This window comes from Xanthomonas sp. LF07-6 (assembly GCF_034105445.1).
GTDB lineage: Bacteria > Pseudomonadota > Gammaproteobacteria > Xanthomonadales > Xanthomonadaceae > Xanthomonas_A > Xanthomonas_A sontii.
The window spans coordinates 35456-58386 of record NZ_JAXGGI010000015.1 but is presented as its reverse complement, the minus strand read 5'-3'; the positions used below and the strand labels follow the sequence as shown (position 1 = coordinate 58386).

Annotated in this window: 22 protein-coding genes; 13 read left to right on the top strand and 9 right to left on the bottom strand. The window is 70.6% G+C overall.

Going from position 1 to position 22931, the window contains the following annotated elements; translation table 11 throughout:
• Window positions 1–297: 297 nt before the first annotated feature.
• On the bottom strand, window positions 298–1197 hold the full coding sequence (locus SLW56_RS18055; RefSeq protein ID WP_267103470.1) for a helix-turn-helix domain-containing protein: 900 nt from the start codon (window positions 1195–1197) through the stop codon (window positions 298–300).
• A 93-nt stretch (window positions 1198–1290) separates the two neighbouring features.
• Between SLW56_RS18055 and pobA the strand changes: the two genes are divergently transcribed.
• Window positions 1291–2469: a 4-hydroxybenzoate 3-monooxygenase gene (pobA, locus tag SLW56_RS18050; protein WP_295935213.1), complete on the top strand. Its 1179-nt coding sequence runs from the start codon at window positions 1291–1293 to the stop codon at window positions 2467–2469.
• Window positions 2470–2918: 449 nt separating this feature from the next.
• Complete coding sequence (locus SLW56_RS18045; RefSeq protein WP_017911713.1) at window positions 2919–3407, top strand: nuclear transport factor 2 family protein; 489 nt, start codon at window positions 2919–2921, stop codon at window positions 3405–3407.
• An 87-nt stretch (window positions 3408–3494) separates the two neighbouring features.
• Here SLW56_RS18045 and SLW56_RS18040 read toward each other — a convergent pair whose 3' ends face one another.
• From SLW56_RS18040 to SLW56_RS18030, 3 genes are read right to left on the bottom strand one after another with little or no spacing between them, the layout of a single operon-like run.
• Window positions 3495–4478 carry a PDR/VanB family oxidoreductase gene (locus SLW56_RS18040; protein ID WP_320695255.1) on the bottom strand — a complete coding sequence of 328 codons (984 nt, stop codon included), beginning with the start codon at window positions 4476–4478 and terminating at the stop codon, window positions 3495–3497.
• A 49-nt stretch (window positions 4479–4527) separates the two neighbouring features.
• The gene (locus SLW56_RS18035; protein WP_320695254.1) at window positions 4528–5277 is read right to left on the bottom strand and encodes a GntR family transcriptional regulator; all 750 of its coding nucleotides are present in this window, start codon (window positions 5275–5277) and stop codon (window positions 4528–4530) included.
• 29 nt (window positions 5278–5306) lie between these two features.
• On the bottom strand, window positions 5307–6383 hold the full coding sequence (locus SLW56_RS18030; protein ID WP_267105361.1) for an aromatic ring-hydroxylating dioxygenase subunit alpha: 1077 nt from the start codon (window positions 6381–6383) through the stop codon (window positions 5307–5309).
• Between the two features lie 327 nt (window positions 6384–6710).
• On the opposite strand from SLW56_RS18030, the gene SLW56_RS18025 reads away from it, so the two are divergent.
• The 8 genes from SLW56_RS18025 to pcaC all read left to right on the top strand — a co-directional run bounded on the left by SLW56_RS18025 (window position 6711) and on the right by pcaC (window position 13375).
• A complete protein-coding gene (locus tag SLW56_RS18025) occupies window positions 6711–7400 on the top strand; it encodes a 3-oxoacid CoA-transferase subunit A (RefSeq protein WP_017911717.1) in 690 nt (229 codons plus the stop codon).
• Complete coding sequence (locus tag SLW56_RS18020; RefSeq protein WP_345785066.1) at window positions 7388–8059, top strand: 3-oxoacid CoA-transferase subunit B; 672 nt, start codon at window positions 7388–7390, stop codon at window positions 8057–8059. The genes SLW56_RS18025 and SLW56_RS18020 overlap by 13 nt, the downstream gene beginning before the upstream one ends.
• Window positions 8056–9264, top strand: a complete 1209-nt coding sequence (gene pcaF, locus SLW56_RS18015; protein ID WP_320695253.1) for a 3-oxoadipyl-CoA thiolase — start codon at window positions 8056–8058, stop codon at window positions 9262–9264. The genes SLW56_RS18020 and pcaF overlap by 4 nt, the downstream gene beginning before the upstream one ends.
• A gap of 86 nt (window positions 9265–9350) precedes the next feature.
• Window positions 9351–10070 carry a protocatechuate 3,4-dioxygenase subunit beta gene (gene pcaH, locus SLW56_RS18010; protein WP_017908147.1) on the top strand — a complete coding sequence of 240 codons (720 nt, stop codon included), beginning with the start codon at window positions 9351–9353 and terminating at the stop codon, window positions 10068–10070.
• 4 nt (window positions 10071–10074) lie between these two features.
• Window positions 10075–10632 (top strand): protocatechuate 3,4-dioxygenase subunit alpha, encoded by a 558-nt coding sequence (gene pcaG / locus SLW56_RS18005; RefSeq protein WP_320695252.1) that lies wholly within the window; start codon window positions 10075–10077, stop codon window positions 10630–10632.
• A 66-nt stretch (window positions 10633–10698) separates the two neighbouring features.
• Window positions 10699–12051, top strand: coding sequence for a 3-carboxy-cis,cis-muconate cycloisomerase (locus SLW56_RS18000; RefSeq protein WP_320695251.1), 1353 nt, complete (start codon window positions 10699–10701; stop codon window positions 12049–12051).
• A gap of 112 nt (window positions 12052–12163) precedes the next feature.
• Window positions 12164–12943 (top strand): 3-oxoadipate enol-lactonase, encoded by a 780-nt coding sequence (gene pcaD, locus SLW56_RS17995; protein WP_295907025.1) that lies wholly within the window; start codon window positions 12164–12166, stop codon window positions 12941–12943.
• A 39-nt stretch (window positions 12944–12982) separates the two neighbouring features.
• On the top strand, window positions 12983–13375 hold the full coding sequence (gene pcaC / locus SLW56_RS17990) for a 4-carboxymuconolactone decarboxylase (RefSeq protein WP_295907023.1): 393 nt from the start codon (window positions 12983–12985) through the stop codon (window positions 13373–13375).
• 239 nt (window positions 13376–13614) lie between these two features.
• Here the strand turns inward: pcaC and SLW56_RS17985 are convergent, their stop codons facing one another.
• The 3 genes from SLW56_RS17985 to SLW56_RS17975 all read right to left on the bottom strand — a co-directional run bounded on the left by SLW56_RS17985 (window position 13615) and on the right by SLW56_RS17975 (window position 16993).
• The gene (locus tag SLW56_RS17985; RefSeq protein ID WP_267121762.1) at window positions 13615–14484 is read right to left on the bottom strand and encodes an IclR family transcriptional regulator C-terminal domain-containing protein; all 870 of its coding nucleotides are present in this window, start codon (window positions 14482–14484) and stop codon (window positions 13615–13617) included.
• Window positions 14485–14999: 515 nt separating this feature from the next.
• Window positions 15000–16037, bottom strand: coding sequence for an NADP-dependent oxidoreductase (locus SLW56_RS17980; protein ID WP_320695250.1), 1038 nt, complete (start codon window positions 16035–16037; stop codon window positions 15000–15002).
• Window positions 16034–16993 (bottom strand): aldo/keto reductase, encoded by a 960-nt coding sequence (locus tag SLW56_RS17975; protein WP_152236800.1) that lies wholly within the window; start codon window positions 16991–16993, stop codon window positions 16034–16036. Before SLW56_RS17975 ends, SLW56_RS17980 begins: the two co-directional genes overlap by 4 nt.
• A gap of 175 nt (window positions 16994–17168) precedes the next feature.
• Between SLW56_RS17975 and SLW56_RS17970 the strand changes: the two genes are divergently transcribed.
• Both SLW56_RS17970 and SLW56_RS17965 read left to right on the top strand, forming a co-directional pair.
• A complete protein-coding gene (locus tag SLW56_RS17970; protein ID WP_043094171.1) occupies window positions 17169–18026 on the top strand; it encodes a class I SAM-dependent methyltransferase in 858 nt (285 codons plus the stop codon).
• 85 nt (window positions 18027–18111) lie between these two features.
• On the top strand, window positions 18112–18648 hold the full coding sequence (locus SLW56_RS17965; protein WP_017908156.1) for a pseudouridine synthase: 537 nt from the start codon (window positions 18112–18114) through the stop codon (window positions 18646–18648).
• 194 nt (window positions 18649–18842) lie between these two features.
• On the opposite strand, the gene SLW56_RS17960 is transcribed toward SLW56_RS17965, so the two are convergent.
• The gene (locus SLW56_RS17960; protein WP_320695249.1) at window positions 18843–19253 is read right to left on the bottom strand and encodes a hypothetical protein; all 411 of its coding nucleotides are present in this window, start codon (window positions 19251–19253) and stop codon (window positions 18843–18845) included.
• A gap of 115 nt (window positions 19254–19368) precedes the next feature.
• The gene (hrpB, locus tag SLW56_RS17955) at window positions 19369–22005 is read right to left on the bottom strand and encodes an ATP-dependent helicase HrpB (RefSeq protein ID WP_320695248.1); all 2637 of its coding nucleotides are present in this window, start codon (window positions 22003–22005) and stop codon (window positions 19369–19371) included.
• Between the two features lie 97 nt (window positions 22006–22102).
• On the opposite strand from hrpB, the gene SLW56_RS17950 reads away from it, so the two are divergent.
• Window positions 22103–22900 carry a TatD family hydrolase gene (locus SLW56_RS17950; protein ID WP_284468159.1) on the top strand — a complete coding sequence of 266 codons (798 nt, stop codon included), beginning with the start codon at window positions 22103–22105 and terminating at the stop codon, window positions 22898–22900.
• The last annotated feature ends 31 nt before the right edge of the window (window positions 22901–22931 follow it).

The following is a 22931-nucleotide window of genomic DNA, read 5'->3' as shown; positions in this document are numbered from 1 at the left end:
GTCGCCGGGCGTCGATGTGGCGCCCGGTTGTGCTCGTGGATGCATTGATTGCGGGAGAGATGATTGTTCCATTGCGTGCGTGTTGAGCTACGCGCGGCCAATAGGGCCCTGACACCGGCACCGGCGCCGACACTGCATTGTGGGAGGGACTTCAGTCCCGACGCTTCTGCGGTGACTCGCCATTTCAGCTGCGACGAACGAAGCGGGACTGGTCGATCATCGATCACGCGTCGGGACTGAAGTCCCTCCCACAGTAAAGCGACCGCACCGCGATCTCCGTACTGGCTGCGGGTCGTGTCACCCTTGCGCACGCTGCCGGAACTGGATCGGCGAACACCCCGCATGCCGCCGGAAGCAGCGGCTGAAATACGCCGCATCGGCATAACCCAGGACTTCGGCCAGCTGCTGCACGGTCAAGGTGGTGTAGACCAGGCTGCGCCGCGCCTCGAGCATGATCCGGCGTTGCAACAGTTCCAGCGCCGAGGCGCCGGCCAGGCGCCGGCACAGCGCGTTGAGATGGCTGCGGCTCAGCCCGAGCCGGTCGGCATAGCGGGCCAGCGGCCAATGCTCGCGGTAATGCGCGTCGATCAGCGCGGTGTAGGCGCGCACGTGGCGCGCGCCGCGGTCGGCATCGTGCGGATCGCGATGGGCATCCGCCAGCGCGCCGCGCGCCGCCCACAGCAAGGCCTGCGTGACCAGCGCCTGCAGCATCGGCTCGCGGCCGGGGCGGTGCTGTGTGTGTTCGGCGGCGATGGCGGCGAAGCAGGCGTCCAGCACCGCTTGCTGATCGCCGGCGGGCAGGCACAGCGGCCGCGCCAGCGCTTCGTCCAGATTCGGCCATTGCGCCGCCAGGCGCTGCCGCAGCGGCGCCGACACGGTCACGACATGGCCGCGCACGTTGCGCTGGAAACGGAAGCCGTGCACGCACAGCGGCGGCAACAGCAGCAGGCATGGCCCGCGCAGGCGCTGCTGCGTTCCGTCCAAGTGCAGGCCGGCGCTGCCGCGTTGCAGATACAGCAGTTGCAGCAGATCGCCGTGGCGGTGCGGGCGGATGTGCCAGTCGTGCAGGCGGCTGCGCGCGGCGATGGATTCCCAGTGCAACAGGTCCGATGTCCCTCTGTCGCCGGTCTCGCCATACAGGCGAAAGGCCGGGACCGTGGCGGGCGACGCGACAGCGGCGGAGGCATTGCGGGGCATCGGCGAAAAGTACCGGAATCGGTCGCGATGATCCATGTCCTCGGCACGCCGCAACCGGAACACTGTGGGTCTGTCCCATCCTTCGGAGGACGTATGCGTACCCAGGTCGCCATCGTCGGCGCCGGCCCGGCCGGGCTGCTGCTTGGGCAGTTGCTGCACGGCCACGGCATCGACACCGTCATCGTCGAGCGGCAGACGCCGGAACACGTGCTGTCGCGGATCCGTGCCGGCGTGCTGGAGCAGGGCACCGCCGACCTGCTGTGCGCCGCCGGTGCCGGCGCGCGCATGCGGCGCGAAGGCATCGTCCACCACGGCTTCGAACTGGCGCTGGAGCAGCGCCGCGAACGCATCGAACTGAGTGCGGCGACCGGTGGCCGTGCGGTCACCGTCTACGGCCAGACCGAAGTGACCCGCGACCTGATGGACGCACGCCGCGCCGCCGGCGCCGCCACCCTCTATTCCGTCGAGGATGTGCAGTTGCACGACATCGCCGGGCTGCAGCCGTGGCTGAGCTTCGTGCAGGATGGCGTCACGCAGCGCCTGGATTGCGACTACGTGGTCGGCTGCGACGGCTTCCACGGGGTCAGCCGCCGCGCGATTCCGGCCGAGGTGCTGCGTGTGTACGAGCGGATCTATCCGTTCGGCTGGCTGGGCGTGCTGGCCGACACCCCGCCTGTGGCCGACGAACTGATCTATGCGCGCAATGCGCGTGGTTTCGCGCTGTGCAGCATGCGTTCTCCCACCCGCACCCGCTACTACGTGCAGGTGCCGGCGGACGAGCGGGTGGAGGACTGGTCGGACGATCGCTTCTGGGACGAGCTGCGTCGGCGTCTTCCCGACGACGTGGCGCAGGCGCTGGTCACCGGTCCGTCGCTGGAGAAAAGCATCGCGCCACTGCGCAGCTACGTCGCCGAACCCATGCAGTACGGCCGCCTGTTCCTGGCCGGCGATGCCGCGCACATCGTGCCGCCGACCGGCGCCAAGGGCCTGAACCTCGCCGCCGGCGACGTCGGCCTGCTCGCGCACCTGTTCGCGCAGGCGCAGCAGGAGCGCAGCGACGCGCCGCTGCAGCGCTACTCGGAACTGGCCCTGCAGCGCGTGTGGAAGGCCGAGCGCTTCTCCTGGTGGATGACCACGATGCTGCACCGCTTCCCGGACGAGGACGCGTTCAGCCGGCGCCTGCACGATGCGGAACTGGACTACCTGCTCGGCAGTGCCGCAGGACGCGCGACCATTGCCGAGAATTACGCGGGATTGCCGTTGGCGCTTTAGCGGGGGGATTGGGGAGTCGGGATTGGGGATTCGTAAAGCCGCGTCCCGGTTCCCCTGCGCACGTCGATGGTGTCCTTTCTCCGCTTTCTTTCAATCCCGAATTCCGAATTCCCACTCTCGACAGAAGAGCCGTCGGTCATTGCGATCGATGACGGCGATCAGGCGCGCCGATGGATGAGGGTGCAGAGCGCCAACACATCGCGGCGCCATGCACTGCATGCGCACCTTCAGGTGCGTGTTACCGCGCCATTTCTGATATCGAGGTAACTGTGGCGATTCTCCCAGACCAGGGAAAAATTCGGTAAATCCGCGTGATTTTCGCGATTTCCTGCCTCGCGCAGGCACGGCGCGTTGCTACGCTGCAGCCGCGCCGGTGCCGACGTTGCCGCGCATCGCGGTAGCGCAGCGGCACTGCGCATTCCCCCTGTTCCCCCATCGGAGAGTCTTCCATGAAGATCCGTTTTCAGGCCTGTCTGCTGGCGCTGCTGCTTGCGCTCCCGGTCGCGTCCGCGTTCGCGCAGACCGCGGTCACCGCCAATCCCAACCACGCGCAGCTGCTGCACGGCGAGGACTGGCGCACCACCGCCAACAAGCGCCTGGTCTACGACTTCTGGCGCATCGTGTTCGAAGCCGGACACACCGAATATGCGCCGATGTACATGGCCAAGGACTACATCCAGCACAACCCGAACGTGGCCAACGGCCGCGACGCGTTCCTGGCGTTCCTGACCTCCTTCGTCAAGCCGACGCCGATCCAGCCGCGGGTGCAGTTGCCGCTGGTGGCGATCCTGGCCGAGGGCGACTACGTGACCCTGGTGTCGGTGCGCACGCTGCCCGATCCCAAGGACGCCAGCAAGACCTACACCACCACCTGGTTCGACATGTTCCGCATCCAGAACGGCAAGATCCAGGAGCATTGGGACGCGGCGACCAAGTGAGGTCGCGTCGCGTTCGTTGATCGCTGGCAGGTGCCGTCCACCCGCGTGGACGGCACCTGCGCGCTGCGAGGGGGATGCGCGCAGGCGTCAGAACGCGTCGGCGCGGTAGCCCGTGTCGATGCTGACGCTGCCGCCGAGCGCACGCGAGACGCAGGCGCACAGCTTGCGGTTGCTGTGGCGCTGTTCGTCGCTGAGGAACACGTCGCGGTGGTCCAGCGGCGCGGCCGCGTCCAGCACCTCGACCACGCACAGGCCGCATTCGCCGCGGCGGCAGTCGGCCATGACTTCCACGCCGGCCGCGCTCAGCGCATCCAGCAACGACTCGTTCTCGGCGACCTGCACGGTCTTGCCCAGCGCCGGCACCTGCACCACGAACGGCTGCGCCGGTGCGTTGCCGCTGTTGCCGAAGGTCTCGAAGTGCAGGCGCGCGCGGGCGCGGCCGTCGTCGCGCCAGCGTTGCCGCAGTTCGTCCAGCAGCGGCAGCGGGCCGCAGGCGTAGACGTCGGCATTGCGCGGCCATTGCGCGATCTGCGCGGCCAGCTCGAGCTGACCCAGATGCTCCGGGCAGAACAACTGCACGCGCTCGCCCAGAAGGTCCTGCAGATGCTCCAGGTAGGCCATGCTGGCGCGGCTGCGGCCGGCGTAGAGCACCTGGAACGGGATGCGCCCGCGCGCCAGCCGTTGCGCCATACCCAGGATCGGGGTGATGCCGATGCCGCCGGCGACCAGCACGATGTGCTCGGCGGTCTCGTCCAGCGCGAAGTGGTTGTTGGGAGAGGAAATCTCCAGTTGATCGCCTGGCGCCAGCGTCCACATCGCGCGCGACCCGCCGCGGCTGCCTGGCACCGCGCGCACGGCGATGCGGTAGTGGCCGTCTGCGGCGGGCTCGCCGACCAGCGAGTAGGAGCGCTCGTGCCAGGCCTCGCCGATGCGCACGCGCACGTCGAGGTGGCTGCCCACGCTAAAGGAGCGGCTGGCGCGACCGGGATCGAGGACGATCTCGCGCACGTCCTGGCACGGCGTGGCGACGGCGATGACGCGGGCGGTGGTCCACTGAGTGTCTTTGCGCATGGTGGGGTCCGGCAGGCGGGAAGGGGAGACGGGCGCGTGTGCGCCGCGATCAGGCGGGTGGGCGGCGCCGCAGCAGACGGCTGCCGGGGATCTGGCCCAGCGCGTTCTGGTCGTGCAGGGCGTGGTGGGCGTTGCGCTGCGCCAGCCGCGCGTGTTCGCGCATCAGCGCTTCGGCGCGCGCGCCTTCGCGGCGCACGATCGCGTCCAGCACCTGACGGTGCTGGTCCTGCGCGATCGACAGCACAGTGGCGGCCTGGCCGCGTTCGAGCACGAAGCTGCTCGGCGAGGCGAACGGCAACTGCGCGACGCGCGCGAACTCGCGCGACAGCAGCGCACTGCCGGCCATCTCGAACAGCAGGGCATGCCATTGCGCGTTGCAATCGACATAGCGGGCGAAGGCCTCCTCGCTCAGCGGTCGCGCCGCCAGGACGGCGTCGATCTGCGCCAGCAACGCCTGCGCCCGCGCCAGCAAGGCCGGCTCGGCACCGCGCTCGGCCGCGCGGCGCGCGGCCAGCCCTTCCAGGGTGCCGCGCAGTTCGATGGCGTCGTCCACATCGGCCTCGTCGAAGGCCTGCACCGCGTAGCCGCCGCCACGCAGCGGCTGCACCAGGCCTTCCTCGGCCAGTCGCTGCAGGGCGGCGCGCACCGGCGTGCGCGAGACGCCCAGGCGCTCCACCAGCGCGACCTCGGACAGGCGCTCGCCGGCGGGCAGGGCGCCGGCCAGGATCAGCTCGCGCAATTCGAGTAGGGCGCGGGTGGTCTGCGCGGCACTGGAGCGGAACGGATGCGCGGCGGACATGGCGGTGGCTCCGGGATCCCGGCGGCGGTTCATCCGACCATGCGCAGCTGCAGGTCCTGGTTGCGCTGTTCGGCGGCGACCATGCGCTCGATCAGCCGCCGCGCCCACATGCCGCCGGCATCGACGTTGAGGTTGTAGAACACGTGGTCCGGATGCGCGTCGATGGCGCGCTGCTGCGCTTCCAGGATCAACTCGTCCTCGCCGAACACACCGCTGACGCCGTCGCGCAGGCGCGTGGTGATCGACTGCTCGTGCAACGAATGGTTGCGCGCGAATGCCCAGAAGTAGTGGCACGTGCGATCGGTTTCCGGGGTGATGGTGTTGAGCACGTAGCCGTTGACCCCGCGCGAGCGATCGCCCTGCGGCGCGCCGCTGCCGGCCACCGCCACGCCCACATCGATGGCGATGGTGCAGGGCGCCTCGAAGCGGATGATCTGCCAGCGGTCGACCTTGCCGCGGTAGCCGTGCGCGTGCTCGATCTGCCAGGCCCAGAACGGCGGCGGGTCGATGTCCAGCATCCAGCGCGAGACCACCGTGCTGCGTTCGCCATGGACCACGTCGAACGGCGCCTCGGCGACCTCGTCCTGGCCGATGCTGGAGCCATGCACGAAGGTCTCGTGGGTCAGGTCCATCAGGTTGTCCAGCACCAGCCGGTAGTCGCACTTGACGTGGATGGTGCGGCCGTCGCCGGCCCAGGCCGGGTCGTCGTTCCAGTGCAGGTCCGGCACCAGTGCGGGGTCGGCCAGCGCCGCGTCGCCCGGCCACACCCAGACGTAGCGGTGCCGTTCCACGGTGGGAAAGCGGCGCACGCAGGCGGACGGATTGATCGTGTCTTGCGAAGGCATGTGCACGCAGCGCCCGTTCGCGTCGTAGACCAGGCCGTGGTAGCCGCAGACCACGTCGTCGCCGCGCAGCCGGCCCATCGACAGCGGCACCAGCCGATGCCAGCAGGCGTCCTCGAGCGCGGCGACGCGGCCGCTGCTGGTGCGGTACAGCACGATGTCCAGGTCGCACACCTTGCGCGGGAGCAGCGCGTGCTTGACCTCGTGATCCCAGGCGATGGCGTACCAGGCATTGAGTGGAAATGCCGGAGTGGACGACTGCATGGCGGCGACCTCGATTGTGTATACAACAGGCTGGGGAAGATCCTTGCGTGTTGCGGGCGGAGGGAGAGCTGGCGCTGCCTTTACGCCATCGCCCGATACGCGGCGATGGCCGAATGTATACAACAGGGATGAGCCGGCGCGCCGTTGCCACATCGTTAAATTGTTCGTTTATCGAACTGTGCATCCGATAATCGGATTGACCGCCCGCCAGTGCCGGCCTAACGTGGCCTCCCGGAGCGACCTGGAGGAGGATGTCGTGGCAGACCTTGTAATGCGCTTGCGCCGACGCGCGCTGCGCCCGCGGCCGGCGACGGTGGAGCGGCGCCGATGATCGACAAGACCCTGGCTTCGTGCGCCGACGCAGTGGCCGACATCCACGATGGCGCCACGGTGATGATCGGCGGCTTCGGTACTGCGGGCATGCCCGATGCGCTGATCGATGCACTGATCGCGCAGGGCGCGCGCGAGCTGACCATCGTCAACAACAACGCCGGCAACGGCGAGACCGGGCTGGCCGCGCTGATCAAGCACAAGCGCGTGCGCAAGATCGTGTGCTCGTTCCCGCGGCAGAGCGACTCGCAGCACTTCGACGCGGCCTACCGCGCCGGCGAGCTGGAACTGGAGCTGGTGCCGCAGGGCAACCTGGCCGCGCGCATCCACGCGGCCGGCAACGGCCTGGGTGCGATCTTCACCCCGACCGGCTACGGCACCGAGCTGGCCGCCGGCAAGGAGACCCGCGAGATCGACGGCCGCCACTACGTGCTGGAGTATCCGATCCGCGCCGATTTCGCGCTGATCAAGGCGCACCACGGCGACCGCTGGGGCAACCTGGTGTACCGCAAGACCGCGCGCAACTTCGGCCCGCTGATGGCGATGGCCGCGACCTGCGCGATCGTGCAGGTGGAGAAAGTGGTGGAACTCGGTGCGCTGGATCCGGAAGCGGTGGTGACGCCGGGCATCTTCGTGCAACGCGTGGTGGCGGTGGCCACCGCACAGGAGGGCGCATGCACGCATTGAACGGGCGCGGCATCGACCGCAACGCGCTGGCCGCGCGGGTGGCGCGCGACATCCCCGAGGGCGCCTACGTCAACCTGGGCATCGGCCTGCCGACCGCGGTGGCCAACTTCCTGCCGGCGGACAAGGAGATCTTCCTGCACAGCGAGAACGGCCTGCTCGGCATGGGGCCGGCGCCGGCGCCGGGGCAGGAGGACCTGGACCTGATCAACGCCGGCAAGCAGCCGGTGACGCTGCTGACCGGCGGCTGCTATTTCCACCACGCCGACTCGTTCGCGATGATGCGCAGCGGGCGCCTGGACGTGTGCGTGCTCGGCGCGTTCCAGGTGTCGGTGCACGGCGACCTGGCCAACTGGAGCACCGGCGCGGCCGATGCCATCCCTGCGGTCGGCGGCGCGATGGATCTGGCGATCGGCGCCAAGCAGGTCTACGTGATGATGGAACTGCTGACCAAGCGCGGCGAACCCAAGCTGGTCAACGCGTGCAGCTATCCTTTGACCGGGCTGCGCTGCGTGTCGCGGGTGTACACCGACCTGGGCGTGTTCGCGCTCGGGCCGGACGGCGCGCGCGTGCTCGAACTGGTCGAGGGCGTGAGCCTGGACGACCTGCGCCAGGCCACCGGGCTGGCGCTGACCCTGGCCGATTCCACGGAGGCGGCATGAACGAGGCCTACATCATCGACGGCGTTCGCACGCCGATCGGCCGCTACGGCGGCGCCCTGGCCGGGGTGCGCGCGGACGACCTCGGCGCGGTGCCGCTGCAGGCGCTGCTGGCGCGGCAGCCGCAGCTGGATCCGGCGCAACTCGACGACGTCTACCTGGGCTGCGCCAACCAGGCCGGCGAGGACAACCGCAACGTCGCGCGCATGAGCCTGCTGCTGGCGGGCCTGCCGTTCGGCGTGCCGGGCAGCACGGTCAACCGCCTGTGCGGCTCTGGCCTGGATGCCATCGGCACCGTCGCGCGCGGCATCCGCGCCGGCGAGCTGGGCCTGGCCATCGCCGGCGGCGTCGAGTCGATGTCGCGCGCGCCGTGGGTGATGGGCAAGGCCGACAGCGCCTTCGCCCGCAACCAGCAGCTCGAAGACACCACCATGGGCTGGCGCTTCGTCAATCCGAAGCTGCAGCAACTGTATGGCGTGGAGCTGATGGGCGAGACCGCCGAGAACGTGGCCGCACGCTACGGCATCTCGCGCGAGGACCAGGACGCCTTCGCCCTGCGCAGCCAGCAGCGCACCGCGGCCGCGCAGGCCGCCGGTTTCTTCGACGGCGAGATCGTGCCGGTGACCGCCCCGGGAAGGAAGCGCGGCGAGACCATCGAGGTCGGTGTCGACGAGCATCCGCGCGCCGACACCACACTCGAGGCGCTGGCCAGGCTCAAGCCGATCTTCCGCCAGCCCGGCACGGTCACCGCCGGCAATGCCTCGGGCATCAACGACGGCGCCGCCGCGCTGCTGCTGGCCAGCGACGCGCAGGTGCAGGCGCTGGGCCTGACCCCGCGTGCACGCGTGCTGGGCTTCGCCAGTGCCGGCGTGGAGCCGGCCTACATGGGCATCGGCCCGGTGCCGGCCACGCGCAAGCTGCTGGCGCGGCTGGGGCTGTCCATCGGCGACTTCGATGCGATCGAACTCAACGAGGCGTTTGCCGCGCAGGGCCTGGCCTGCCTGCGCGAACTCGGCGTCGCCGACGATGCCGCACACGTCAACGCCAACGGCGGCGCGATCGCGCTCGGTCATCCGCTGGGCATGAGCGGCGCGCGCCTCGCCCTGACCCTGCTGCGCCAGCTCGAGGCCAGCGGTGGTCGCCGCGGTCTGGCGACCATGTGCATCGGCGTCGGCCAGGGCGTGGCGCTGGCGATCGAGCGGCTGTAGCCGCTCGCGCCATCGACGCTGCGCCGCATACGCCTGCATCATTCTTCCAGCCAACCGGCTCCGCGTGGAGCCAGCGAGACCGCACGATGCGCGACGATACCCCCATCGATCCCCTGCTCGGCTATCGGCGCCCGTACCCCGGGACGCAGCCGGCCTACCTGCACCCGCCCTACGCCTCCACCGGCGCGCGCGGCCCGACCCGCGATCCGATCGCGATCCCGCTGACCCTGTCCGAAGCGACCGGCCCGACCCTGGACCGCACCACCCTGGGCGAACACGCCGCCGATCTCACCGCCGGCTTTCCCGGCGCGCCGCTGGGCGAGCGCATCATCGTCAGCGGGCGCCTGCTTGACGAGAACGGCAAGCCGGTGCGCAACAGCGTGGTCGAGGTGTGGCAGTGCAATGCCGCCGGCCGCTACCTGCACGCCGGCGACCAGCACGACGCGCCGCTGGATCCCAACTTCACCGGCACCGGCCAGGTGCTGACCGACGACCACGGCCGCTACCGCTTCACCACCATCAAGCCCGGCGCCTATCCGTGGCGCAACCACTACAACGCCTGGCGCCCGGCGCACATCCATTTCTCGCTGCACGGCGACGGCATCGGCCAGCGCCTGGTCACCCAGATGTATTTCCCCGGCGACCCGCTGCTGGCGTTCGACCCGATCTTCAACTGCGTGGAGGACCCCAAGGCACGCGAGCGCATGGTCTCCGCGTTCGACTGGGAGACCACCGCCAACGAGTTCGCGCTGGGCTACCGTTTCGACATCGTCCTGCGCGGACGCAAGCAGACCCCTTGGGAGTGAGGCGATGAGTTTCCAGGCAACCCCTTCGCAGACGGTCGGCCCCTATTACCGGATCGGGCTGGAACCGCTGTACCGCACCGAGATCGCGCCGGCGCAGGCGCAGGGCACCCAGGTGGAGATCGTCGGCAGCGTATTCGACGGCAACGGCGCACCGGTCGGCGATGCGCTGCTGGAGATCTGGCAGGCCGATGCCGCCGGCATCTACGACCATGCCGCCGATCCGCGCCGCGGCGAACACGATCCGGCCTTCCATGGCTGGGGCCGGGTACCGACCGACGCGCAGGGCCGCTTCGCCTTCCGCACGATCAAGCCCGGGCGAGTCGCCGGGCCCAAGGGCCTGCAGGCGCCGCACCTGGTGGTGTTGGTGTTCATGCGTGGCCTGCTGCGCGCCGCACCGACCCGGCTGTATTTCGGCGACGACGACCTGGAGGGCGACGCGATCCTGGCGCAGGTGCCGGCCGAGCGCCGCGCCACCCTGATCGCGCAACCGCTGGCGCCCAATCGCTACCAGTGGGACGTGCGCATGCAGGGCGAGCACGAGACCGTGTTCTTCCGCTACTGAGCGCAGCGACATCCCGCACAGGCTGCAGCGGTTACGCTGCATGATCTCTCCACCGCCTACGAACCGATGAGCGTCTCCGAGTCCCTGTTGCGTCCGCTGTTCGGCGATCCGGCCGTCGATGCGCTGTTCGACGACCGCGCGCGCCTGCAGGCCATGCTCGACGTGGAAGCGGCGCTGGCGCGCGCGCAGGCACGCTGCGGCGTGATCCCTGCCGACGCAGCGGCGCCGATCGCCGCCGCCTGCGATGCCGCGCGCTACGACCTGCCGGCGCTGGCCGCCGCCACCGCATTGGCCGGCAATCCGGCGATTCCGCTGGTCAAGGCGCTCACCGCGCAGGTCGCCGCCGCCGATGAAGACGCCGCGCGCTGGGTGCACTGGGGCGCGACCAGCCAGGACATCATCGACAGCGGCGCGGTGCTGCAACTGCGCGCCGCGCTCGACCATGTGGAAGCGCAACTGGACGCGCTGTGCACGGCGCTGGCGGCGTTGGCGCAGCGCGAGCGCGACACCGGGCTGCCCGGGCGCACCCTGTTGCAGCAGGCGGTGCCGGTGACCTTCGGGCTGAAGGCCGCGGGTTGGCTGGACGCGCTGCAGCGCAGCCGCCGACGCCTGCAGGCGCTGCGCGAGGATGCGTTGGTGCTGCAGTTCGGCGGTGCCGCCGGCACCCTGGCTGCGCTGCAGTCGCAGGGCCTGGCCGTGGCCGAGGCGTTGGCCGAGGAATTGCGGCTGCCGTTGCCGGCGCTGCCCTGGCACGCGGCGCGCGACCGGATCGGCGAGATCGGCGCGGCGTTCGCGCTGCTCGCCGGCAGCCTTGGCAAGATCGGCCGCGACGTCGCCCTGCTGATGCAGTCGGAAGTGGCCGAGGCGTTCGAGCCCGCCGCGGCGGGCAAGGGCGGCTCCTCGGCGATGCCGCACAAGCGCAATCCGGTCGGCTGCGTGGTCGCGATCGCCGCGGCCACGCGCGCGCCGGGCCTGCTGGCGACCTTGTTCGCGGCGCTGCCGCAGGAACACGAGCGCGCGGTCGGCGGCTGGCATGCCGAATGGGAAACCTTGCCGGAACTGGTGCGCCTGAGCGCCGGCAGCCTGGCCCAGGTGCGGGTGCTGATCGAAGGCCTGGAGCTGGACCGCGCGCGCATGTCCGCGCATCTGGACAGCCACGGCGGCCTGCTCTACGCCGAGGCGGTGGCGGTGACCCTGGCTGCGCATCTGGGCAAGGCTGCCGCGCACGCGCTGGTGGAAACCGCGGTGCGCCGCGCGCTGGCCACGCAGCAGCACCTGCGCGCGGTGCTGGCTGAGCAGCCGCAGGTGACCGCGGTGCTGGCGCCGCCGCAACTGGATGCGCTGTTCGCCAGCGATAGCTGGCGCGGCATGGCCGCGGTGTGGATCGAGCGCGTGCTCGCCGCGCAGGCGCGCGGGTGAGGCGCCGCGCCGTGCCCGTCTGCCGCAGTGTCGGCGACACGTTCTAGACTTGTCGGTGCCGCGCGGTTCCGTGCCGCCGTGGCCCCTTCCACTTTCCCTGCGAGCGCCGCCTATGCCGATCCTCGACCTGCCCACGCATCGTTTGCATTACCGCATCGACGGCAGCGAAGGCCGTCCGTGGCTGACCCTGTGCAACTCGCTCGGCACCGACCTGCACATGTGGGACGCGCAGATCGCCGCGCTGGCGCCGCATTTCCGCGTGCTGCGCTACGACCGCCGCGGCCACGGCGCCTCCACCGCCGCGCCGGCGCCGTACGCCATGGCCGATCTCGGCGGCGACGTGCTGGCGCTCTGGGATGCATTGTCGATCGAGCGCAGCCATTTCTGCGGCCTGTCGATCGGCGGGCTGACCGGGCAGTGGCTGGGCCTGCACGCGGGCGAGCGCCTGCTCAGCCTCGCCCTGTGCGCCACCGCAGCCAAAATCGGCAGCGCCGAGAGCTGGCAGGCGCGCATCGAGCAAGTGCGCGCCGAAGGCCTGGCGCCGCTGTGCGAAGGCACCCGCACGCGCTGGTTCACCCCGGCCTTCGCCGAGGCGCAGCCGGCGACCGTCGAGGCGATCCTGGACAGCTTCCGCGCCACCGATGCGCAGGCCTACATCGGCTGCTGCCAGGCGCTGGCCGAGGCCGACTTCCGCGCGCGCCTGGGCGAGATCCGCGTGCCGGTGCTGGCCGTGGCCGGGCACGACGATCCGGTGTGTCCGCCAGCCGATCTGCAGGCCATCGCCGCGCAGGTGGCGCAGGGCGAGGAGGCCGAGGTGCACGGCCGCCACCTGTGCAACGTCGAGTCGCCGCACGCCTTCAACGATGCGCTGCTGCGCTTCCTGCTGCAGTAGTCAGCGCCCGCTTTTCCCCACGTTTCAGGAGTCGCCCCGATGGACGAGAACGAACGCTACGCCGCCGGCCTGCAGGTGCGCCGCGCGGTGCTCGGCGATGCCCATGTCGACCGCTCGCTGGCCGTACGCACGCCGTTCACCGAGGAATTCCAGGAGTTCATCACCCGCACCGCCTGGGGCACGGTGTGGACCCGCGAGGGCCTACCGCGGCACACGCGCTCACTGCTGACCCTGGCGATGATGGTGGCACGCGGCCACGACGAAGAGTTCAAGCTGCACGTGCGCGCCGCGCGCAACAACGGCGTCAGCGCCGACGAAATCAAGGAAGTGCTGCTGCAGGCGGCGATCTATTGCGGCGTGCCTGCGGCCAACCACGCCTTCGCCCTGGCCGCGCCGATCCTGGCCGAGCAGGCCGCAGAAGCGACGGATTGAGCCCGGCGCCGCTGTTGCGGCATGGTTGGGAATGATCGTGACACGCGGTCCGCTGCACCGAGCGCCGCGAACGACACGATGCGACGCGTGGCTGACACGTTGCGTTGCTTCGGCAGATGCGTGGTATCGGCCAGATCGCGGCGCGTGCCGGACCCTCACCCCAACCCCTCTCCCGGGGGGAGAGGGGCTTATCCCTTGTTTTGTCGGAGGGAAAGGTGCCCCGCAGCGGCGGATGCGGCTCAGTCCAGCACCCGACTCAACTGCTGCGCCGCATGCCGCAGCGCCGGCAGCACCGTGCTCTGCAGGCTGCCCAGGGTCATCCGCGCCACCGAGCTGCCGACGTTGAGTGCGGCGACCACGCGGTCCTGGCGGTTGCGCACCGGCACCGCGACCGAGCGCAGGCCGATCTCCAGTTCCTGGTCCACCACCGCGTAGCCGTCGCGCTGCACGCGCTCGAGCAGGGCCTGGAACTGCGCGCGATCGGTGACGGTGCGTTCGGTGCGCGGGCGCAGCGGATTGCGCTCCAGATAGCTGTTCAAGGTGTCGCCCGGTTGCGCTGCCAGCAACACCCGGCCCATCGAGGTGCAGTACGCCGGTAGGCGGCTGCCGGCGCGCAGGCCGATCGACATGATCCGCACGGTTTCCGCACGCGCCACGTACAGCAAGTCGTCGCCGTCGAGCACGCCCAGCGAGCAGGACTCGTGCAGGGTGTCGCGCAGCGCGTCCAGCACCGGCTGCGCCGCCACCGACAGCGCGGCGGTGGACAGGTAGCCGCTGCCGATGCCCAGCGCGCGCGGCAGCAGCACGTAGCCGCGGCCGTGGGTGCCGGTGTAGCCGAGCTTCTCCAGCGTGTACAGCACGCGCCGCACCGCCGCGCGCGGGATGCCGGTGTCGGCGCTGAGCTGGGCCATGCTGACGTCGCGGCTGTGCTGGCCGAAGGCGCTGAGCACGGCCAGGCCGCGCGCCAGCGAGGTCATGAAGTTCGGGTCGCCTTCGCATTCGCCGATGCGCCGCATCAGCTCCGCGGCCAGGCCGCGCTCGGGCGGGGTGGGGGCGGTGGCGGCGCGCGCGGTGCGGCGTGCGCGAGGGGGACGCGGGGACTCGGACATGGAAGCGGCGGCGGCGGCGATGCGTCCGATGGTAGTGGCTGCGCCTGCGGGCGTCGATGCCGCGGAAGCAGGTGGGCGCGGCGGCAGCCGCTCCTGCGGTTCTTTTTCGTCCGACACGCAAATCTCAAGCGAAAGCAAAGGCTTTCGCCCTCACGGGCGAGTTACTTTTCTTTGCTCGCGCAAAGAAAAGTAACCAAAAGAAAGCGCGCCCTGCCTCGCGCCCTCCGCGCTGCGCGCTCCGGGTCCGCGTCCATCACGGGGATCCGCGGAAGGGGCATCCTGCCCCTGCCGCGGACGGCGTACATCCATGTACGCCGCCCTTCGGGTGTTTCCCCGCGATGGCCGCCGCTTCGGAAGGGAACCCAGTAAGTCAAAAACAAGGGCAACAGCAACATCCAAAGCCAAGCGATCGCGACTGCTACAGCGACTCGCGGTGATCAGTGTCCGGGCACGATGTGGGAAGGACTCTCGTGCATTTTGTGGGATCAGTCCCGACAGCCTCGGACCTTCTCGCCTCAGTCGCCCAGCCGCACCACCAGCTTGCCGAAGTTGCCGCCGCTCAGCATGTCGATGAAAGCCTGTGGCGCCTTTTCCAGCCCGTCCACCACGTGCTCGCGGTAGCGTACGCGGCCGTCGGCCAGCCAGGCGCCCATCTCGCGCAGGAACTCCGGGTACAGCTTGACGAAGTCGCCGACGATGAAGCCGCGCAGGGTCAGGCGCTGGCGCAGCACCTGGCCCATCAGTGCCGGCATCCGGTCCGGCCCCGGCGGCAAGGCGCCGTTGGCGTTGTAGGTGGCGATGGTGCCGCACACCGGCACCCGCGCGAAATCGTTGAGCAGCGGCAGCACCGCATCGAACACGTGGCCGCCGACGTTCTCGAAGTACACGTCGATGCCGTCGGTCGCGGCGGCGCGCAACTGCTCGGCAAAGTCCTTGGCGCGGTGGTCCAGGGCCACGTCCACGCCCAGTTCCTCGCGCAGGTAGCGGCATTTTTCCGCGCCGCCGGCGATGGCGATGACCTTGGCCCCGCGCAGTTTGGCGATCTGCGCCACGGTGGCGCCGACCGGGCCGGTGGCCGCGGCGACCGCCACGGTCTCGCCCGGCTGCGGCTTGCCGATCTCGTGCAGGCCGGCGTAGGCGGTGAAGCCGGGCATGCCGTACACGCCCAGCGCGGTGCTCGGCGGCAGCGGCGAGTTGGGGTCGAGCTTGCGCCGCAGGCTGGCGCCGTCGACGACCAGATGGGTCTGCCAGCCGCCGTTCTGCACCAGCACCAGATCGCCTGGTGCGTGGTCGGGGGAGTTGGATTGCAGCACCTCGGCCACGGTGCTGCCGACCATGGTCTCGCCCAGTTGCACCGGCGGCGCGTAGGACGGCGCATCGCTCATGCGCCCGCGCATGTACGGGTCCAGCGACAGCCAGCGGTTGCGCAGCAGCACCTGGCCGGGGCCGGGTGGCGCCAGCGGCGCCTGTTCGGTGCGGAAGTTGTCGGTGCCCGGTGCGCCCTGCGGACGCGAGGCGAGGACGATGCGGGTGGTGTGGGTGGGGGCGGTCATGCGGTTTCCTCGCTTGCGGTATTCAATTGCGCGATGTCCTCGGCCGACAGCTGCAGGCGTGCGGCGGCGAGCAGGTCCTGCAGCTGCTCCAGGCTGGTCGCGCTGGCGATCGGCGCGACGATGCCGGGCCGCGCCATCAACCAGGCCAGCGCCACCTGCGTGGGCGCGGCGCCATGCTTGCCGGCGATGTCGTCGAGCGCGGCGAGGATGCGCAGGCCGCGCGCGTTGAGATAGCGCGCGACCACGCTGGCGCCGCGCGCCTGGCTCTTGCCCGCGTCTTCGGCCTGACGGTACTTGCCGCTGAGGAAGCCGCTGGCCAGCGCGTAGTAGCACAGCACGCCCAGGCCTTGTTCGCGCACCAGCGGCTCCAGCTCGGCCTCATAGCCGGCGCGGTCGTACAGGTTGTACTCCGGCTGCAGCGTCTCGTAGCGGGGCAGGCCATATTGCGCGGAGACGTTCAGCGCCTCGCGCAGGCGCGCGGCGCTGTAGTTGGAAGCACCGATGGCGCGCACCTTGCCCTGTTCGATCAACCGCCCGAACGCCGCCAGCGTGGCTTCCAGCGGCACCGAATCGTCGTCTGCGTGCGCCTGGTACAGATCGATGACGTCGGTCTGCAGGCGCTGCAGCGAGTCCTCCGCGGCGGCGGCGATGGTGTCGGCCGACAGGCCCGGGCGTTCGGCCCACTTGCCGACCTTGGTCGCGATCAGCACCTTGTCGCGCTTGCCGCTGCGCTTGAGCCACTGTCCGATCAGCGTTTCCGATTCGCCGCCGTGATTGCCGGGGACCCAGGCCGAGTAGATGTCGGCGGTGTCGACGAGATTGCAGCCGGCCTCGACGAAGGCATCGAGCAGGGCGAAGGAGGTCTTGGCGTCGGCGCTCCAGCCGAACACGTTGCCGCCGAACGCCAGCGGTGCCGCATGCAGGCCGGAGCGGCCGAGTTCGCGCGTGTGCAGCATGGAAAACGCTCCACTGTGGGGAAAGGCGACAGGATAGTCGCCGGGGGTCGAAGGATCGGCCAATGCTCGCGAAAACAGCGTTCCGCCGGCGTGATTCGCGCTAACGGGAGCGCAACATTCGGGCTTGTCGGGCCGCATGCTAGGCTCGCCCCACCTCCTCTTGCGGATGCCTGCCATGACGCTTCGAACCTCGCTCGCCTGCGCCTGTACTCTGGCCGTCGCCACCGCCTTGCTCGCCCCTGCCGCGCAGGCGATCAAGCCTGCCGACACCGCGACGCTGCCGGCGCCGGACGCGTCCCTGCAGGCGGCGATCAACGGCAGCTGGCGCGACCGCGCCAACGTCGCCCGCGACGCTTATCGCCATCCCGGCCAGACCCTGGCGTTCTTCGGCATCAAGCCGACCCAGACGGTGATCGAGGTCACCCCGGGCGGCGGCTGGTATGCGGAGATCCTGGCACCGTACCTGCGCGAGCACGGCCAGTACATCGCTGCGGTGGTGGATCCGACCGCCGTGCCGGAAGGGCGCGGCCGCGACTACCAGCAGAAGGCGCGCGCCGGCCTGGAGCAGAAGTTCGCCGCGGCACCGGCGCAGTACGACCACGCGCGCATCGTCGCGTATGCGCCGAACGCACCGGTGTTCGGCCCGCCCGGCTCGGCCGACCTGGTGCTGACCTTCCGCAACGTGCACAACTGGCGCATGGCCGGCCAGGCCGAGGGCATGTTCAAGGGCTTCTACAACGTGCTCAAGCCCGGCGGCGTGCTCGGCGTGGTCGAGCACCGCGCCAAGGCCGACGTGCCGGCCGACGACAAGAGCGGCTATGTCGGTCAGGCGCAGGTGATCGCCATGGCCGAGGCCGCCGGCTTCAAGCTGGCCGGCAAGAGCGAGCTCAACGCCAATCCGCGCGACACCAAGGATTATCCGGGGGGCGTATGGACATTGCCGCCGAGCAACCAGCACGAGGCCGCCGATGATGCCAAGTACCAGGCGATCGGCGAGAGCGACCGGATGACCCTGAAGTTCGTCAAGCGTTGAGCCGGCGCACGAGCGGCGCGGCGCGGACGCATGGGACAATGCCTGCGCCGCGCCGTGCGGCGCAGGCCCGCCGCCGTTCCCATCGATGCTGATCGCCTTCAACAAGCCCTTCAACGTGCTGTGCCAGTTCACCGACCGCAGCACGCCGCCGCGGCGCACCTTGGCCGAGTTCGGCCTGCCCGCCGATGTGTACGCGGCCGGACGCCTGGACTACGACAGCGAGGGCCTGCTGCTGCTGACCGACGATGGCGCGCTGGCGCACCGTCTGACCGATCCGCGGCACAAGCAGCCCAAGACCTACTGGGTGCAGGTGGAAGGCGCGCCGCAACCGGAGCAGGTGCAGCGCCTGCGCGACGGCGTGCTGTTGAACGACGGCCCGACCGCGCGGGCCGAGGTGACGTTGCTGGACGCGCCGCCATCGCTGTGGCCGCGTGATCCCCCGGTGCGCTTCCGCAAGAGCGTGCCCGATGCCTGGTTGCAGGTCGTGCTGCGCGAAGGCCGCAATCGCCAGGTGCGGCGGATGACGGCCGCGGTCGGTCTGCCGACCCTGCGCCTGGTGCGTGCGGCGATGGGCGCGCACCGCCTGGACGGGTTGGCACCGGGGGCCTGGCGCGCGCTGTAGTGCGTGTTGTGCCGAATGACCCGCAGGAGCGGCGTTAGCCGCGACCGGAGCGCATCGGTAACGCCTCGGTTGCGGCTGAAGCCGCTCCTGGGTTGGAAAAGCAGAGGCGCGGCGAACCATAAAAAAAGCGACCGGGATGTCTCCCGGTCGCTGCGTTTCATGCGGCGGCTGCCGTCAGCGGCAGTGCGCGGATCTCACTCTTCGATGGCGTCGTGCGCTGCGGCATTGCGGCGCGTGCCGCGGGTGCTGGCAGCGCTGCGGCGCGCACCCACGTTGCCGCGCTTGTTGGCGGCTTCGATACGCTGCGCATTGCCTTCGATCGGCGCACCCTTGTCGCGCTGGCGCTTGCGGTAGATGGCGTAGCCGAGCAGACCCACACCCACGGCGGCAGCGGCGATCGCGATGGCCGGGTTGCGGCGCACGGCGGTGCGCGCGACCTTGGAGCCGGTCTTCACTGCACCCATCGCTGCGCCCGCCTTGACCGCGCCCATCGCCTTGCCCGACTGCAACCACTTGTTCGCCTGCGGGCCGAAGTGCTTGAGGCTGTCGCCGGCATGGCTGGCGAGATCCAGGGCGCGATCGGTGATGATGGTCAGCTTGCTCATGGGCGTCCCCTACTGGCAGGAATGAAGGGTTGCAGTGTCGCCCTCGCACCGTATACGGGGCGTTAGCGCCGCGCCGCGGATTCGTCTGCCCGCTGAATGCGGTGCGCCAGACCCACTAGGTGCCACGCGGCTTGGCGCGATGGCTGGCGGTGGCGGTCCAGGGGTCGTCCGGCCACGGGTGGCGCGGATAGCGGCCTTTCATTTCCTTCTTCACTTCCGGGTAGGTGCTGGACCAGAAGTTGCGCAGGTCCTGGGTGACCTGCAGCGGCCGCCCGCCGGGCGAGAGCAGGTGCAGCAGCAGCGGCACGCGGCAGTCGGCGATGCGCGGGGTGTCGGCCAGGCCGAACAGCTCCTGCAGCTTGACCGCCAGCACCGGCGGCTGCGGCTGCCCGGCATGGTCCAGGCTGTAGTCGATGCGCCGTTCCATGCCCGAGGGCACCGCGATGCGCACCGGGGCATGGCGGTCGATGGCCTGGCGGCGGTCCCACGGCAGCCGCGCCTTCAGCGCCTCGCCCAGCTCGTCCTCGCTCAGCCCATCGAGCCGGGTCTTGCCGGCGAAGGCCGGGCGCAGCCAGTCGTCGAGGCTGGCCAGCAGCGCGGCATCGCCCAGGTCCGGCAGCTCCAGTTCCGGCATCCACTGGCGCAGTCCCGCCACCCGTGCGCGCCATTGCGACAGGTTCTCGCTCCAGGGCAGCGCCTGCAGCCCCAATTCGCGCACCGCGTCGGTCAGCGCCGCGGCTGCCTGCGCCGGCTCGACCCGGCCTGCGGGGCGGCTGTCGAGCACGATGCGATCGAAGCGGGTCTCGCGCAGCGCGCTCAGTGCGCGCCGCTCGGCATCCCAGCGCACCACGTCCTCCTGTGCGAAGCGCTGCGGAAACTGCGCGCGCAGGTAGCGCTCGTCCACCGGTGCGGCGCGCAGCAGCAACGCGTCCTTGGCCTCGTGGCGCAGCTCGGTGGCGACCAGCCAGGGCTCGCCGCGCAGGTCGCTGTTGTCGAACAAGCGCACGCTGCGGCCATTGGCCAGCTGGTAGCGCAGCGGATCGCTGGGGTGACGCGTGCCGATGCGGTCGGGAAAGGCGTGCGCCAGCAGATCGCCGAGTTCGTGCGCCTCCACGCTGTCCGGCGCGGCGGCGTCGCTGCGCAGGCGCCGTCGCCACTGCTTGGCGGCGGCATCGATCGCCGCCAGCGCGCCGCGGTTGGCGTCGTGCGGCACGCGGCCGCGGCGGAACGCGGCCAGGGCGCGCCAGCGCGCGGCCAGTGCGTCGCCGCCCTGGCGCAGCGGGTCGCGCGCTTCGATCAGCGCGGCGAGGTCGCAGGCCAGGGCCTGTGCGCGCGCATCGCCGGCGGCCAGCAGCATCGCCGCCAGCCGCGGATGCGTGCCCAGCGCGAGCATGCGCCGGCCGCTGGCGGTGATGGCACCACTCTCGGCGAGTGCGCCGAGCCGCTGCAGCAGCTCGCGGGCGGCGGCGAGTGCGCCGGCCGGCGGCGGATCGACGAAGCGCAGGCCATCGCTGCCCCAGGCGGCCAGTTCCAGCGCCAGCCCGGCCAGCTCCACCTGCAGGATCTCGGCGCGGCGTTGCGCCTCCAGGCGTTGCGATTGCGGCCACAGCCGGTAGGTCCAGCCGCTGGCGACACGGCCGGCGCGGCCAGCGCGCTGGTCGGCCGAAGCCTGGGCGATGGCGGTCACGTCCAGCCGCGAGAAGCCGCTGTTGGGATCGTAGTGGGGCTCGCGCGCCAGCCCGGCGTCGATCACCACGCGCACCCCGGGCAGCGTCACCGAGGACTCGGCGACGTTGGTCGCCAGCACCACGCGCCGCCGCCCCTGCGGATCCGGCTGCAGCACCTTGCTCTGCTGTTCCACCGGCAACTCGCCATGCAGCGGCAGGACCTCCACTCCGCTCCCTTCTCCCCCCGGGAGAAGGTGGCGCGCAGCGCCGGATGAGGGTACGCCGGATGAGGGTACGCCGGAGGCGGTGCCGGCTGGAGTAGAGCCGGACGCGGCACCTGCTGGAGCAACACCCGCCGCACCACCGCCAACCCCCGCCGCTTCCAGCGCCGCCTGTACCCGCCCGATCTCGCGCTGCCCGGGCAGGAACACCAGCACGTCGCCCGGGTGCTGCTGCAGCGCGTGCTCGACCGCGCGCCGGGTCTGCGCCTCCAGCGATTCCTCGCGCCGCGCGGGAAAGTGCGCGATCTCCACCGGGAAGCTGCGCCCGGCGCTGGACAGTCGCGGCGCGTCGAGGAACTGCGCCAGGCGCTCACCGTCCAGCGTGGCCGACATCACCACGATGCGCAGGTCTTCGCGCACCTGCGCCTGCACGTCCAGGGCCAGCGCCAGGCCCAGGTCTGCGGCCAGGTGGCGCTCGTGGAACTCGTCGAACAGCAGCGCGCCGACGCCCTCAAGCATCGGGTCGTCCTGCAGCATGCGGGTCAGGATGCCCTCGGTGACCACCTCAATGCGGGTACGCGCGGACACCTTGTTCTCGAAGCGGATGCGGTAGCCCACGGTTTCGCCCGGCGCCTCGCCGCGCTGCCGGGCCATGAAGGAGGCGGCGCTGCGCGCGGCGACCCGGCGCGGTTCCAGCATCACGATGCGCCGGCCCTGCAGCCAGGGCGCGTCGAGTAGCGCCGGCGGCACCTGGGTGGTCTTGCCGGCGCCGGGTGGGGCTTCCAGCACCAGGCGCGGATGGGCGGCGAGGCTGTCGCGCAGTTGCGGCAGCAGCGGATCGATCGGAAACACGGCGGACGTCATCGGCCAAGGATACGGTGCCGCCGCGCCGCCGTGGAGCGGCGGTGGGCGCATGGCCCGTACAATTGGCCGCTTTCCCAGCTGATTCCCGCGCAACCGCATGACCCTGATCGACATCGGCGCCAACCTCACCCACGAGTCCTTCGATCGCGACCGCGACGCGGTATTGGAGCGCGCCCGCGCCGCCGGTGTCGCGCAACTGGTGGTCACCGGCGCCAGCCGCGAGCACTCGCCATTGGCACTGCAACTGGCGCAGCAGCATCCGGGCGTGCTGTACGCCACCGCCGGCGTGCATCCGCACCACGCGGTGGAGTACACCGCCGAGTGCGATGCCGAACTGCGCGCGCTGCATGCGCATGCCGAAGTGGTGGCGGTGGGCGAGTGCGGCCTGGACTACTTCCGCGATTTCTCGCCGCGGCCGGCGCAGCACCGCGCGTTCGAGCGGCAGCTGCAGCTGGCGGTGGACACCGGCAAGCCGCTGTTCCTGCACCAGCGCGACGCCCATGCCGACTTCATGGCGCTGATGCGCCAGTTCGACGGCAAGCTCGGCCCGGCGGTGGTGCACTGCTTCACCGGCAGCCGCGAGGAACTGTTCGACTACCTCGACCGCGACTGGTACATCGGCATCACCGGATGGCTGTGCGACGAGCGCCGCGGCGCGCATCTGCGCGAGCTGGTGAAGCACGTTCCCGCCGAGCGCCTGATGATCGAGACCGATGCGCCCTACCTGCTGCCACGCACGCTCAAGCCGACGCCGAAGGACCGCCGCAACGAGCCGGCGTTCCTGGCGCACATCGTCGAGGAACTGGCACGCGATCGTGGCGAGGACGTGGCCACGGTCGCCGCGGCCAGCACTTCTGCCGCACGGACATTCTTCCGTTTGCCGATGCCGGGCTGAGTACGTCGACGCGGCGGGTTTCGTGTTTTGG

What these genes read in the sequence shown, in the direction of transcription:
- SLW56_RS18055 (WP_267103470.1), bottom strand. Translation starts at nt 1,197, where the DNA reads ATGCCCCGCAATGCCTCCGCCGCTGTCGCGTCGCCCGCCACGGTCCCG.
- pobA (WP_295935213.1), top strand. Translation starts at nt 1,291, where the DNA reads ATGCGTACCCAGGTCGCCATCGTCGGCGCCGGCCCGGCCGGGCTGCTG.
- SLW56_RS18045 (WP_017911713.1), top strand. Translation starts at nt 2,919, where the DNA reads ATGAAGATCCGTTTTCAGGCCTGTCTGCTGGCGCTGCTGCTTGCGCTC.
- SLW56_RS18040 (WP_320695255.1), bottom strand. Translation starts at nt 4,478, where the DNA reads ATGCGCAAAGACACTCAGTGGACCACCGCCCGCGTCATCGCCGTCGCC.
- SLW56_RS18035 (WP_320695254.1), bottom strand. Translation starts at nt 5,277, where the DNA reads ATGTCCGCCGCGCATCCGTTCCGCTCCAGTGCCGCGCAGACCACCCGC.
- SLW56_RS18030 (WP_267105361.1), bottom strand. Translation starts at nt 6,383, where the DNA reads ATGCAGTCGTCCACTCCGGCATTTCCACTCAATGCCTGGTACGCCATC.
- SLW56_RS18025 (WP_017911717.1), top strand. Translation starts at nt 6,711, where the DNA reads ATGATCGACAAGACCCTGGCTTCGTGCGCCGACGCAGTGGCCGACATC.
- SLW56_RS18020 (WP_345785066.1), top strand. Translation starts at nt 7,388, where the DNA reads ATGCACGCATTGAACGGGCGCGGCATCGACCGCAACGCGCTGGCCGCG.
- pcaF (WP_320695253.1), top strand. Translation starts at nt 8,056, where the DNA reads ATGAACGAGGCCTACATCATCGACGGCGTTCGCACGCCGATCGGCCGC.
- pcaH (WP_017908147.1), top strand. Translation starts at nt 9,351, where the DNA reads ATGCGCGACGATACCCCCATCGATCCCCTGCTCGGCTATCGGCGCCCG.
- pcaG (WP_320695252.1), top strand. Translation starts at nt 10,075, where the DNA reads ATGAGTTTCCAGGCAACCCCTTCGCAGACGGTCGGCCCCTATTACCGG.
- SLW56_RS18000 (WP_320695251.1), top strand. Translation starts at nt 10,699, where the DNA reads ATGAGCGTCTCCGAGTCCCTGTTGCGTCCGCTGTTCGGCGATCCGGCC.
- pcaD (WP_295907025.1), top strand. Translation starts at nt 12,164, where the DNA reads ATGCCGATCCTCGACCTGCCCACGCATCGTTTGCATTACCGCATCGAC.
- pcaC (WP_295907023.1), top strand. Translation starts at nt 12,983, where the DNA reads ATGGACGAGAACGAACGCTACGCCGCCGGCCTGCAGGTGCGCCGCGCG.
- SLW56_RS17985 (WP_267121762.1), bottom strand. Translation starts at nt 14,484, where the DNA reads ATGTCCGAGTCCCCGCGTCCCCCTCGCGCACGCCGCACCGCGCGCGCC.
- SLW56_RS17980 (WP_320695250.1), bottom strand. Translation starts at nt 16,037, where the DNA reads ATGACCGCCCCCACCCACACCACCCGCATCGTCCTCGCCTCGCGTCCG.
- SLW56_RS17975 (WP_152236800.1), bottom strand. Translation starts at nt 16,993, where the DNA reads ATGCTGCACACGCGCGAACTCGGCCGCTCCGGCCTGCATGCGGCACCG.
- SLW56_RS17970 (WP_043094171.1), top strand. Translation starts at nt 17,169, where the DNA reads ATGACGCTTCGAACCTCGCTCGCCTGCGCCTGTACTCTGGCCGTCGCC.
- SLW56_RS17965 (WP_017908156.1), top strand. Translation starts at nt 18,112, where the DNA reads ATGCTGATCGCCTTCAACAAGCCCTTCAACGTGCTGTGCCAGTTCACC.
- SLW56_RS17960 (WP_320695249.1), bottom strand. Translation starts at nt 19,253, where the DNA reads ATGAGCAAGCTGACCATCATCACCGATCGCGCCCTGGATCTCGCCAGC.
- hrpB (WP_320695248.1), bottom strand. Translation starts at nt 22,005, where the DNA reads ATGACGTCCGCCGTGTTTCCGATCGATCCGCTGCTGCCGCAACTGCGC.
- SLW56_RS17950 (WP_284468159.1), top strand. Translation starts at nt 22,103, where the DNA reads ATGACCCTGATCGACATCGGCGCCAACCTCACCCACGAGTCCTTCGAT.